This is a genomic window from Pseudoalteromonas sp. SANK 73390, assembly GCF_054966645.1.
Window position 1 is genome coordinate 1 of record NZ_ARPN01000054.1, and the last position, 12814, is coordinate 12814.

General features: G+C 39.6%; 12 protein-coding genes and 4 tRNA genes. 12 read left to right on the forward strand and 4 right to left on the reverse strand.

Annotation, left to right across the window (positions count from 1 at the left end; genetic code table 11):
* Window positions 1-645: 645 nt before the first annotated feature.
* The 4 genes from SANK73390_RS07605 (at window position 646) to SANK73390_RS07620 (ending at window position 1304) form a co-directional block, all read left to right on the forward strand.
* Window positions 646-721: transfer RNA gene (locus SANK73390_RS07605), tRNA-Ala, on the forward strand.
* A 36-nt stretch (window positions 722-757) separates the two neighbouring features.
* A tRNA-Glu gene (locus tag SANK73390_RS07610) sits at window positions 758-833 on the forward strand.
* Between the two features lie 217 nt (window positions 834-1050).
* Window positions 1051-1126 (forward strand) — tRNA-Glu (locus tag SANK73390_RS07615).
* Between the two features lie 102 nt (window positions 1127-1228).
* Window positions 1229-1304 (forward strand) — tRNA-Glu (locus SANK73390_RS07620).
* A 391-nt stretch (window positions 1305-1695) separates the two neighbouring features.
* On the opposite strand, the gene SANK73390_RS07625 is transcribed toward SANK73390_RS07620, so the two are convergent.
* Window positions 1696-2235 carry a cytochrome b gene (locus SANK73390_RS07625; protein WP_462765130.1) on the reverse strand — a complete coding sequence of 180 codons (540 nt, stop codon included), beginning with the start codon at window positions 2233-2235 and terminating at the stop codon, window positions 1696-1698.
* A gap of 130 nt (window positions 2236-2365) precedes the next feature.
* Window positions 2366-3202 (reverse strand): LytR/AlgR family response regulator transcription factor, encoded by an 837-nt coding sequence (locus SANK73390_RS07630; protein ID WP_462765132.1) that lies wholly within the window; start codon window positions 3200-3202, stop codon window positions 2366-2368.
* Window positions 3203-3592: 390 nt separating this feature from the next.
* Here SANK73390_RS07630 and SANK73390_RS07635 point away from each other — a divergent pair, with 390 nt between their 5' ends.
* From SANK73390_RS07635 to SANK73390_RS07670, 8 genes are all read left to right on the forward strand, one after another.
* A complete protein-coding gene (locus SANK73390_RS07635) occupies window positions 3593-3754 on the forward strand; it encodes a hypothetical protein (RefSeq protein WP_462765134.1) in 162 nt (53 codons plus the stop codon).
* 26 nt (window positions 3755-3780) lie between these two features.
* Window positions 3781-4341, forward strand: a complete 561-nt coding sequence (locus tag SANK73390_RS07640) for a hypothetical protein (RefSeq protein ID WP_462765136.1) — start codon at window positions 3781-3783, stop codon at window positions 4339-4341.
* 111 nt (window positions 4342-4452) lie between these two features.
* Window positions 4453-5028 (forward strand): hypothetical protein, encoded by a 576-nt coding sequence (locus SANK73390_RS07645; protein WP_462765138.1) that lies wholly within the window; start codon window positions 4453-4455, stop codon window positions 5026-5028.
* 390 nt (window positions 5029-5418) lie between these two features.
* Entirely contained in the window at window positions 5419-7761 is a 2343-nt protein-coding gene (locus tag SANK73390_RS07650; RefSeq protein ID WP_462765140.1) for a TonB-dependent receptor, read from the forward strand.
* A 57-nt stretch (window positions 7762-7818) separates the two neighbouring features.
* The gene (locus SANK73390_RS07655) at window positions 7819-8106 is read left to right on the forward strand and encodes a hypothetical protein (RefSeq protein ID WP_462765142.1); all 288 of its coding nucleotides are present in this window, start codon (window positions 7819-7821) and stop codon (window positions 8104-8106) included.
* Between the two features lie 4 nt (window positions 8107-8110).
* Window positions 8111-9751, forward strand: a complete 1641-nt coding sequence (locus tag SANK73390_RS07660) for a PepSY-associated TM helix domain-containing protein (RefSeq protein WP_462765144.1) — start codon at window positions 8111-8113, stop codon at window positions 9749-9751.
* A gap of 10 nt (window positions 9752-9761) precedes the next feature.
* Entirely contained in the window at window positions 9762-10001 is a 240-nt protein-coding gene (locus tag SANK73390_RS07665) for a hypothetical protein (protein WP_462765146.1), read from the forward strand.
* Between the two features lie 194 nt (window positions 10002-10195).
* Window positions 10196-10591 carry a MerC domain-containing protein gene (locus SANK73390_RS07670; RefSeq protein WP_462765148.1) on the forward strand — a complete coding sequence of 132 codons (396 nt, stop codon included), beginning with the start codon at window positions 10196-10198 and terminating at the stop codon, window positions 10589-10591.
* A 147-nt stretch (window positions 10592-10738) separates the two neighbouring features.
* Here SANK73390_RS07670 and SANK73390_RS07675 read toward each other — a convergent pair whose 3' ends face one another.
* Both SANK73390_RS07675 and zigA read right to left on the reverse strand, forming a co-directional pair.
* Window positions 10739-11386 (reverse strand): DUF1826 domain-containing protein, encoded by a 648-nt coding sequence (locus tag SANK73390_RS07675; RefSeq protein ID WP_462765150.1) that lies wholly within the window; start codon window positions 11384-11386, stop codon window positions 10739-10741.
* Window position 11387: 1 nt separating this feature from the next.
* On the reverse strand, window positions 11388-12590 hold the full coding sequence (gene zigA / locus SANK73390_RS07680; RefSeq protein ID WP_462765152.1) for a zinc metallochaperone GTPase ZigA: 1203 nt from the start codon (window positions 12588-12590) through the stop codon (window positions 11388-11390).
* Window positions 12591-12814: the final 224 nt, after the last annotated feature.

A 12814-nucleotide genomic window follows, 5' to 3' on the forward strand; every position in this document is an offset into this window, starting at 1 on the left:
CGACCCATATCTAAATTACAAACAACGTTTGGTGCGTCGTTGTGGGGCGCTATTATAGGGAGACTTGAAATAGTGTCAATACTTGAAGTTACAATTTTAGTTTATATGCGGCTTTTATCACCAGATACGAATAGCTCTTCATTATTACCACGTTAGAAAAGGAAGGTAATAAAATTCAATGTTCGTAATAACGTCAGCTTAAATGTGCATCTTTCATGAGGGTAATCTGCATGTAATTTCCCTAAATCACAATAGTTGTAATTACATTGGTGAACTATTTGAAGTTGAAGGTGTATTTAATTGTTGAAAAGGGGAAAGCTTGTTTTACGATTATTATCGGTATTTTTGTAAAAGTAAAATGGTGAGTTGGGGTTGTGTATGTAAAAGTAGTATTGCTTGATCTTTATAATACAATATTACGGCACAGCAGTGACGCCAAAAAAAGGTCGTTTTTTTGTGCAAAAACAAGGGTTTTTATTGATAAAAGAGCAGTTAATGGTTATATTGCCAGCGAATTGCTGTTTTTTAAAACGGTTGATAAAAAGTTCGCTAAAAATTGTTGACTTTGTTTGTGGGGGCCAATAGAATGCGCCCCGCACTCAGCAATACGAACGCGCAAGTTTCTTGCAATGTTTGTTCTTGAATGGGGCTATAGCTCAGCTGGGAGAGCGCTTCGCTGGCAGCGAAGAGGTCTGCGGTTCGATCCCGCATAGCTCCACCATTTACTAAGTGCAATTGTCCTAGAACACATTTTAGTGTCCCCATCGTCTAGAGGCCTAGGACACCGCCCTTTCACGGCGGTAACAGGGGTTCGAATCCCCTTGGGGACGCCACTTATTTTTAAGTGATGTCTGTTTTATAAACTCTCGAGTAGTTTATAAAACAATATACTCATATGGTGCGAGTTAAAATAGCCAGTCCTAGTGACACAGAAATAGAACATCTTTTGATATTCTATATTTCTGCCAAAGAATAAGGCCATTCGCCTCGCAGGCTCGGTCTCATTTAACGCAGAAATAGCAAATCAGTGATTTGCAAACCGATTTCTGCGTCCCCATCGTCTAGAGGCCTAGGACACCGCCCTTTCACGGCGGTAACAGGGGTTCGAATCCCCTTGGGGACGCCACTTTACTTCGGTAGGGTAACGTAAACTCATATGGTGCGAGTTAAAATAGCCAGTCCTAGTGACACATGCTTAGTAATTAATTATTTGCAAAGCAATTTCTGTGTCCCCATCGTCTAGAGGCCTAGGACACCGCCCTTTCACGGCGGTAACAGGGGTTCGAATCCCCTTGGGGACGCCACTTTATTTTCTAAAGTCTATCTAATTTCTCTCTTTGTACTTCTACAAGTAAAATATCTCTATTTATCTAAAAATAATGCCATTAGTCATTCATAGCATATGAATAACAGCGTTATAGCTTTTAAGTCTTTAATGCAATTGGTATTACACAAACACGTTAAATTTGCTTATAAATGCCACTTATACCAATTGCATTAAATAAATGATCAAATATTGCGGTTGATAAATAGTTTAGTAATCAGGCAAAAATTTCGGTATGCCGTTATTCTATATGAATCATTTTTAACGCAGTTAAAGAGTTATTAAGCTCGCTAGAATTCTCAGTGTTTTAATAAAATTGATATTAAATTCATAAGTGGCACTTACCGCTGTTCTAATTCAATTATCGCAATTTAGCTGCGACCAAGCATACGCGTTAAGGTGGCGTCTTTGTCTATTAAGTGGTGCTTAAAAGCGGCGGCAATATGGGCTAAAATCAGTGCTGATAAGCCATATCCAATGAGGCTGTGGGCATTTTTAGCAATGATAAAGATATTTTCATTAATAGGGACTACTTCACCATTAATTATGTTTTTGGAAACCAAAGTCAACCCAAATACATCAATACCATAACCACCAAAGCCTGAATAGAGCATGCCACTAATAGGCATTAGTAGCGTACCGAGTAAAAGCAACCAGTGAGCACTATGGGCAAGCTTTTGCATGGTGACAGTCATGGCCTCAATCGGTGCAGGAAAACCATTTTTAATACGGTAAATAGCTCTGGGTATAATCAGTAATAATGCCAATACCCCGATGGCTTTATGAATAGGGTACAGTGCCCACATCTCAAGATTAACCATATAGAAGCCAACGGTGATAAGCCCCAGCATGGTAAAGCCCACTAGCCAGTGTAGTAGTTTTGTTGTAACGGAAAGTGAATGGTAACTCATAGTATTTGCTCCTAGTTTTTAATACAATTAAGTTAACTAAATCACTCTCATACGACTAGCTCGGTGTGATTAATGGCAAAGCTTTGGGGTAAGTTTGTGTTACTCCTCCATTCATCCCTGCGCCTTTAAACTAAATGGGTATCAGTTGATGCGCATTGCGGCGCTTGCTTTTACTTACTGGTACTTGTTGCTGGTTTTTAAGCACGATATAGCCATGGCCTGCACGGGCATTAACCACTTTTTGGCTATAGGATAGATTGATAAAATACGAACGATGGCAGCGGAAGAATTGTGTATTTGGTAAATGTGCCTCAAGCTCTTTCATGGTGGCGCGAAGTAAATGGGTTTGTTCAGGTGTGGTCACTTCAATATAGTTGCCCGCAGCTTTTATAAATACAATATCTGCTAGAGCGATGTTTATATCATCTAGGTATAAATGGGCTTGCTGGTGTTGCTCGGTTTCTATTTGTTCAAGTGATGCACTACAGCTTTCTTCATGAAGAGGGTATGCTGTTGATATGGGGGTGTGTTGTGTAGGCTGCGCATCAAATAATGAATGTTTAAGGTGCCACACTATTACAATCGTCGCATAGGCAACAAGGTGGTTGTGCCACTGGTAAAATAAGCTTGCCTGCCAAGTAATTTGTTCTATGGCCATATCAAGCGTGGTGTTAACCGCAAGTGCAAAACTAATGGCATATATACCTACTATCAAGTAATGATTAACCCGATATTTTACTTGGCTATGATTAAATGTATTACACAGCATAGGTGTTAGCATTAACCACACCCCAAATTTTTGCAAAGACCAAATAATCGACGAGGCAATATCAACGCGCTCTTTGGCTATTAGCACACTATGCACGGCGCAGTTTAAGCACACAACGGTAAGTATGAGTGCCCAACCTATCAGTATTATTTGATAGTCTTTAAGTTTATAAAATTGATTTTTAAGTAATGTATCCACGATTTTAATACCTAGCTATGCGTGATTGTAGTGCCACAGAGTTAACAAGGTCAGACCCAAAAGAGTGACAAAAGTTTCACCAAATCGGCATAATTTTTTGTAGTACATGTAGTAAATAGCAATCCATCATTGAGAAAAAGTGTTTAGTAAACTTACCTACCTGTTAGGCTAATTAACTTAATTATTTGTTCGGCGATTATGAAAAAAGTAATATAGCTTTGCCTGTGTATGTTGTGTACTAACGCCGCAGGTATGAGAATATTAATAATTTCATACAAACCAAGCCGTTAGCTAAAGTTTAATTTGGTTGGCATGTTGCCAGGTTGTGTACGCTGGGTTAACACTGTCGCGCTGAGGTGAGGAATGTATGTCGAATATAAGGACTGGATAATGAAAACCTCAATTAAATTAAACATTAAAGCGAAAAAACTTAAAGAGTTATCGAAAGAACGGGCAAAGTTGGTTGGTGGGGCTGGTGGGGGGGATGCTGCAGAGCCTCAGCAACAAGCTCAAGGTAGCTATTGGTCAACAGTTTATACATGTAATTGCTAAACCAAATAAGGTGAGAAGAAAATACCATGAATGAAATTTTATATAATTTAGGTTGGGTGTTAAAATGTATTGAGTTTTTAATTGTACTTTTTTGGTTGCATAAGTTTTCAAAAATGCGCTGGAAGTTATTTTTTGGGGTAAAAAAAGATTTAGCGTCAGTGCAACATCACGAACTCTATTCTTGCTTTTTAGCTGCATTTTGTTTTTTAATTTTTCATTTAGTCGGCTCCGAAGTTGATCAGTTTATAATATTGCTCGAAATGGATAAGGTTGAACAAATTAAACTGTTTTATACTAGTGGTGTGATTGTGCAATTTGCATTTGCGATGACTCTCTTTTGTTTGCATTTAGTGCGAGGTTGTACTTTCTCACCGTCGGCACGTATTTGTATGTACACTACTCTAGTTTATATGGGCCTGCTGGGAATGCAGCTAATTGCAAGAGGCTATTATGATTATCATAGCCTAAGCTGGTTGTATAAAGTTGGCGTATGGACATGTAACTTTATCGCCATCGGTGCCTTGTGTACTTATCCTATTCGCTCTCTTAAAGACCATTTTAAACAAAGGCGTGCCGCAGCAGAGTAAAGCTAGCTAAAATAAAATTTCATTCATGCAAAATGGCGATCTTAGATCGCTATTTTTATGCGTAAATGAAAGACGATGTACTTAATTTTTTATTACAGGGAATATCACGACATGACACAAATGGAATTGAACGACCTAGTATATCAACTTGGTTGGTTTGTAAAAGGCTATGAATTTTTAATTGTATTGTGGTTTTTAGTCACGCAGTTCCCAACTTATCGATGGTCACTATTTTACGCACGCGGCAGAGCGTTAAGTTCTCTTCAGTTACATGAAATGCATTCGTGTTTTATGACCTCTTTGTGCTTGCTATTTTTCCATTTATTAGGCTCTGAGTTAGAACAACTCCTTATAGGTCCATTGATGAGTAAACTTGATGATAAAATGAAATTATTTTACTTAGCTGGGATGATCCACTCTTTCGCATTTATAGTTACGTTGTTTTATCTACATAGAATAAAAAGCTGTCTTTTTTCAAGGACTGCACGTATAAATTTGTACTGTTCGTTTACTTTTATGACACTTAAAATGTTGCAGCTCGTGGCTAGGGGTTACTTTGATTACCATGCGTTTAAATCTTTATATTTTTATGTAGGCTGGACATTCAATTTTGTCAGTATTGCAGCAATTTCAATCTACCCAATCCGCCACACGCTGGCTTATTTCACAAAAGCTAAGCAAATTTAACAGTCACTAATCTAGTCCTCCTGACGAAGGTTAGGATCTTATGCTTTTCGCAGAGGTAAACTAAGGCCCTGAAACCAGTTCAGGGTGACGGTTATCTGTTACTAACAGTTATGTCTTCCTGACGAAGGTCAGGATCTTATATTTTTCGCAGAGATAAACTAAGGCCCTGAAACTAGTTCAGTGTGACGGAGTATTGTTATTTACTGCAAAGTAGCAAAAACAGATTGTTAATCTAAATGCAATTCATTATCATTGCCTTTGTGTGTTGCTGGCGCTTAAATCTCTGCTTAAGTGTGACAGTAATTATGTAGTCGCTTCTCTTTAAATATGCCCATATGTCTGCTTTGGTCACGTTAAAGAGCGATAAAATACAATGGAAACGTAGAAAACATGAAATACAACAAAATCACCACCAGTTTAATGCTTGCTGGTAGTTTGGCCTCTTCACTGTCATTTGCTCAAGATATGCGTGATGAATCACTAGAAACAATTGTCGTTACGGGTCAAAAGATAGATCGTACTTTGAAAGAAACGCCTAACAGTGTGGCTGTACTTACAAGCAGCGAAATTAAAAAGCTTAATGTGCAAAATGTGGCTGATATTTATAATGTTATTCCTAATGTATCAGGTGATTTTAATCAAGGTTTCACAATTCGTGGTATCAATGCATTTAATGTATCTGGCGGTGGTAATAGCTTTTTAACGAGTATGTATTTAGATGGGGCGTCGTTGCCTTATCGTGTGGTTCGAAGTGGTGCTTTATCGGTATGGGACTTGTCGCAAGTTGAAGTGTTTCGTGGCCCACAGTCTACTTTACAAGGTCGTAACGCCTTAGCGGGTGCAATCATGATGCGTACACAAGACCCGAGCTATGAATATTCAGCTAAAGGCAAAGTCACACTTGGCGAGCATGGTCAGCAAGAGCTTGCGCTCGCTGCAGGTGGGGCAATAGTGGATGATAGATTGGCATTTAGAGTGGCAGTTGAAGATAAACAGTTTGACGGCGACATTTATAATGTGACGCGCCAAGAGAAACAAAATGATGAAGATAATCAAACGATTCGCGCTAAGTTACTATTTGAACCAACAGACGATATTGATGCATTATTAACGCTAAGCAGTGCTCAGGCTGAGTTTGGGCCGCAATGGGCATTGTTTGATTATGGACACAGCCCTTTTGAGCGTAAAGTGTGGAATAACTCTCATATATTTGAAACAACAGACACCGATTTATACAACTTAGAAGTTTCTTGGGACATTAATGATGTTTGGCGCTTTGATTCTGTAACGACTTATAGTGACTCAGATTATAGTTACAACTGGGATGGTGATATGAGTGCCCAGCAAGTTGTTGCAGATAATTATTACACTCGTAAAGATGAAACTTTCAGTCAAGAGTTGCGTTTAACTTATGAGTCTGAGCAATTGCAAGTGGTAAGCGGTGTTTACATGTCAAAGCTTGATGTTAACGATCAAGCCAGCGGCGAGCGCTTTTTATCGTTTGCAGATTTGGGATTACCGCCTCTAGAAGTGTTGTTGAGCGCACCTACTCAACTAGGTGGCTTTGGCCTTCCAAGCGAAATTACAAACTTAATTGTGCCGCTTTACCCTGATATTGACCCCGTTATTTTAGGCTTAAGTTCAAAGGTTGAGCAGCAAGTCGAGTCATTTGCTATTTATGCTGATATGACATGGAAAGTGAGTTCACAGTTAGATATTTTGGCCGGTTTACGTTTTGATAAAGAAACACAAAAAAATGGTTCTAATGCTGATTACAGCATAAATAATACTTTACCAGATGCAAGCCAGCTTCCTGCACCGCTTAATCAAGTAGCAATGGGTATCAATAGCAAACTGACTTCCATGGCGCAAAATGCATCCGGTGTTGAGCCGCTAGCTGATGCTGATTTTGATGCATGGTTACCAAAACTGGGTGTTAGTTATCACTTGAATGAAGATATAACAACAAGCCTAATCTATCAAAAAGGTTATCGTTCAGGTGGGGTTGGCACTAACATAGCACGACAAGAAACATTCACCTATGAGCCTGAATATACAGACAACTACGAGCTTTCTTTTCGTTCTGTATGGCAAAATGGCCAAATAATGTTAAATGCCAATGTGTTTTACACACAATGGACAGACCAACAAATAAAAATTCAATTATCCAGTGCTAATTTCGATACGCAAACAGTGAATGCGGGAGAGTCAAACATAAAAGGGTTTGAAACAGAGTTGTTTTACTACCCAACCGATGCACTCTCTATCACTGCAGGAATTGGTCTATCAAAAACACAGTTTGATAGTTTTGACTATGTTATGCAAGCGACAGGAGATGTTAAAGACCTTGCTGGGCGCTCATTTGAAGACTCACCTAAATGGACTGCAAATTTAGCGCTAAATTATGAATTTGATAATGGCTTTACCATTGGCACCAATGCTAACTACAAGGGTAAAAGTTATGCGTACTTGGACCCTGCAAGCTCGTTAGATGATGCTAAGTTTGCAATTAATTCTGATCCTCAAAATGACAGCCGCATTATTGTTAATGCACACGTAGCATATCAGTGGAATAACTATCAGCTAAGAGTAGATGCCCGCAACATGTTTGATGAGCAATACATTACCAGCTACTTCTTTGAAGCAGACAACTTAGCCAATTCAGCCAGTTATGGGCAGCAAAATATCGGTCGTACTAGGCAGCTAAGTATTAGCTTACTTGCTGAGTTTTAAGCGTTATGTTGGGGCACTATTTGCCCCAAATTTTTACAAAATTGTTAGGTAGCAAGTATGAAAAACAATACAAGGACGAGCGTTTTTACGTCTATAAAAAGTCGCAACCTTGGCGGTGTACTTATGGCGTTTATTACCTGTGTTGTGCTTATTCCCGGTATGACAACGTATTTACCATTTAGTGCTGTTGATCAGATTGCAGTGCCTATCTTATTGTTTCCATTTATTTGGACTGGACTATGCGTTTACAGCTATATGGCGCAAAAAGCATGGCATCCATGGGTGCTTATGGGCACGCTTTGTATTAGTCATGGCGCTTTATCATATTGGGCATTAGTGGGGTAATATAATGAAAAGTAAATCTATAAAAAAGCTCTACACGCTGCATAGTTGGGTTGGGGTTATCACCGGCATGTTATTATTTGTTATTGCCTTTACAGGCGCGGTTTCTGTGTTTGGTCGCTCGGAAATAAAGCTTTGGGCTAACCCTGAAATTAGGTCCATGGCACAAATTGATGCCGTAAAAATAGAGCGGTTGATTGCAGAGTATGCACAAAAAGTACCAGCACATTACAAAGAAGAAGTGTTGGTATTTTTACCCGGTATGAGTGCCGCTACTCGGCTACTGATCATGTTTGAATCACATCATGGTGAAGTTGATAAAACAAAAGATAATGCGCCAATAAGTGGGCCACCTGTGGCAACTATATTTGAATTTGACCCCAACACATATGAATTCATTGAACAAAATACAGGCACCGTTGAAGCACTTTTCGCTAATAGCCGATACGACATGGGTAGCTTTATTGTCGGTTTTCATGCTGATTTACACATGGGTAGGCCAATTGGGTTATTGACCACTGGAGTGTTGGGCTTAACCATGATGCTCTCCATTATAACTGGCATTTTTATTCACCGAAAAATCCTTGGTCAGTTGTTTACATTTAGGCCTCGCAAAAACCTAAGTTTAATGCTCAATGATGGGCATAAAGCAATTGGTGTGTGGGGGTTATTGTTTAACTCTGTTATCGCCTTTACTGGTGCCTTTTTAGGTTTAGCAGTGGTGGTACTGGTGCCAGCTGCTGCTTTTGTTAGTTTTGGCGGTGATCAAGACAAGCTGATTGAAACATTTACCGCCGTACCAGATCCTGTTATCCAGCATATTGCTCAGCCTACCTCTGTAGCTCAAGCATTTGAACATGCACTGAGCATTGATGATGAGGCGAAACTTAGGCTGATGACAATAAAAGGGTATGCAGATGCAAGTGCAATGATGTATGTCGAAACCACCAGCGGTAGCAATATGGCAGCGCAAACAGTGGTGTATAATGCCAGTGGTGAATTTGTGCAAAAATACAGTCGATTTGCGCGCTTAGACGGGTATTCTGGGGCTGTATTAGATGTGATGTTTGCACTGCACTTTGGTAATTTTGGCGGCATTTTAGTAAAAGTTATTTGGGCGGTACTAGGTATTGGCACGGCGCTTTTACCTTTAACAGGACTTATGCTTTGGATGCAAAGAGGGGTTAATGCAGCAAATCCTAAATACAGTTTAACTACTTATCAACGTTTTAACCGATTGATCGTAGGCGGGTGCGGCGGTGTAGTAATAGCGACGCTTTTATTGTTCCCAGCTAACGTGGCATTTAAGCATTGGATACAGGTTGATAATGTGGGTACTGCACTGTGGTGGCCGTTTTTTGGTAGCTGGCTGTTGGTGGTAATTTGGGCTTTTTTAGCAACATGTGAAAAACAAGTTGCAAGACAATTACTAGGCTTAACAGCTGGCTTATTAATGGTTATTTTTCCGATTGATATCTTAGTATCGGGGAGTACTTTGTTCAGTGAATGGACATACGGCAACAAAGTGAGTTTAGGTATTGATTTAGTCTGTTTTGGTTTGGGGTTTTACTTACTGCGTATAGGCAAAAAATTCAACACTGTTAAAGTAACAGATGCCGCTAACCAAATACCTGTTAATAGCATTTAGGAGCGAAGTAATGACGATTATTGTAATAATATTATCAGTGTTTGCTGTTTATTTGCTAAAAGAGCGGGGAGGGTTAACGACTAAACCGCTGCATCGATTTACTGCGTTGGCTATGTTATTAATGAGCTGCGGTTTTGCCTATTTTGAATATGGCGCGCTGCGAGGGGTAATTACTGTTATTGGTATTATGAGCTTAACTGGCACACTGGTTACTCTGTTGAGTTATAAGCGATATAACCACATACCTTAAATAGGTGCAGTATCCGATGTCATAGAATAATGAGTTAAACGACTGATTGATTAAGGAGGCTTAGCCTCCTTTTTTATATTTTTTGCCTGCTATAAATTATGTGGAAACTGGAAAAAGTAATCAGGAATGGATATTCAAATGCATCTGTTATGATATACTGTAACAAATTGAATTAAGCATTATTTAAAAGCCAAATGAAAATATTAACTCAACCATTATTAGACCACCTATCCATTGGAGTGTCTGCTGTTTGTGCAATTCACTGTGCTGCTTTTCCTATAATGCTGGTTTTGTTTCCAGCTTTAGCATCTTTGTCTGTCAGTGAACATGCTTTTCATCAAGCATTAGTTTGGTTAATTGTGCCTATGAGTTCGGTTGCCGCTTTTTTGGGATGTCGTCGTCATAAAGATAAATTTGTACTTATGGGGATTAGTTGTGGGTTATTACTACTCATAAGTACCGCATGGTTTGCACATGATTTAGGCTCAGAATTGGCAGAAAAGCTGATTACTATGCTGGCGACAATAATATTGGCGACAGCCCATTGGCGAAATTTTTTGCTTTGCAGAAAAAGCACCTGTGTTCACTAGAAATGCCAAAGCTATTGCGTTGAGATGGAGTCGGTATTTGACAGCCTACTGACGTTTAAACAAAAATAATGTAACCATGAGTCGGCCTAATTGGGGCTTTGCTAAAGAGGCCGACTAAAATATAGATTTATCTTAAGCACAAGTTACTTACATTGGATCAAGAGTAAGAAGCACTCTTTTTTCGTGTGCTTGCACTTGGCATGAGCGATGGACTGCTGCCATTTGTTCATGGTCTTGCCATGCCTTACCTTTGAGTAGGCCAACATCAAATGCGCTCATTTGCTGGATGTGATTTTTATCATAAAAGCGGCCAAAATTTGTTTTAGTAAAATTACCTTTTACATTTTGTGGCACATCTTCATAGAGCGTTTCTACGGGTAACCACTGCGTACCTGAGCCCACATAAGTATGAACTAAGCGAACGGGTATATTATCTATATGAAAGCTTGGGCACATCGCAGAGGTTAAAGGCGCGATACGTAAGCCGACTGCGTCACACTCAAATAGGCAGGTAAGTATGTCTGACAATAAGTAAATGTCATTGACAGCCTTTTGCTTACCTTCATAGTCGGGCAGCATATCACTGATGGCATCTTTTAATGTATTGATTGAAAATACCCCGCGTATGCCTAGTCCTAGAGCTGCAAAGGCACTTTCAAAATATTGACTGACAGTGGCGTTCTCCTCACGCTTCCAAATCGCCACGCTGTTGCTAGGTGAAAAAATTTCCGTTAATACCAATGGAGAGTGATCATCGCACCAAGAAGGACTTGGTTGACTTTTCTGTACTTGCATATTAATTCCCCCAGCTTGGAAAAGGGTCTGAGTATGTCGACCAAGCATCTTGACCTTGTAATACTTCTTCTTCGCTCAACAAGCAGTTATGTAAGCGCTCTGTGATGTCATGTTTGTCTAAATTTTGCCCGATAAATACCAGCTCTTGTCGCATGTCGCCAAATGGTTCAACCCACTGCTGTGCAATTGCGTCGAGATATTCAGGGTCGTCCGGCCACTGATCTTTTGGTACTGCATGCCAAAATAAACCTGCTGCGCCATATCTAGCCATGCCACCGGCTTGACTCCAGCTTCCTGCAAACTCAGGCCGCGTTGCTAGCCAAAAAAAGCCTTTCGAGCGAATAAGCTTTCCTGCGATGTCTTTATTGTGTAAAAAGTCATAGAATTTTTGTGGATGAAAAGGGCGTCTTGCGCTAAATACAAAACTTGAAATACCAAATTCCTCGGTCTCTGGAATATGCTCTCCGCGTAGCTCTTTGAGCCAACCGGGTGCTTGTTGCGCTTTTTCAAAACTAAACCTGTTAGTCGATAGTACTTGCTTAACAGGCACCTTGCCATTTTCAATGGGTATTTGTATCGCTTCAGTGTTTAGTGTGCTGAGAATGCTTTGTAATCGCTTAAGCTCTTTTTGAGATATTAAATCTATTTTGCTAATAAGTAATACATCAGCAAACTCGACCTGTTCAACTAATAAATCGGCAACACTGCGCTCATCTTCCTCGCCAAGGCTTTCACCCACTTCATTGAGTAAATCGGCTCTGTCGTAATCATCTAAAAAGTTGAACGCATCGACCACGGTTACCATGGTATCTAATGATGCAATATCACTGAGGCTGACATCGTTTTCATCAGTAAATGTAAAGGTTTCAGCTATCGGAAGAGGCTCAGAAATACCAGTCGACTCTATTACTAAGTAATCGTAGTTACCATGGTGTGCAAGGTGCGTAATTTCCTCTAATAAGTCTTCTCTTAATGTACAACATATACAACCGTTGCTCATTTCTACCAGTTTTTCTTCTGAGCGATTAAAACTAATTTCATTTTTTATAGTGGCGCTATCAATATTGATTTCACTCATATCATTAACGATAACGGCAACTTTAAGCCCCTCTCTGTTATTAAGGATATGGTTGAGCACGGTGGTTTTACCTGCCCCTAAAAACCCAGATAAAACCGTGACTGGAAGTCGAGCATGATTTTGCATAAAAACCTCAACGTGGTTGTTTTATATTATGTAAGGATCACTATGATTGTTTAGTTACGCACCATAATGAAATGTTATATTGTAACATATCAATAATTGTTGAAAATTGCTACTTTTTGAGTGCTGTCTTCCTGACGCAGGTCAGGATCTTGCTGAGGTTATACCGCTTTAAAATAAGGCCCTGAAACAAGTTCAGGGTGACGAATATTATTTCAGGGTGACGA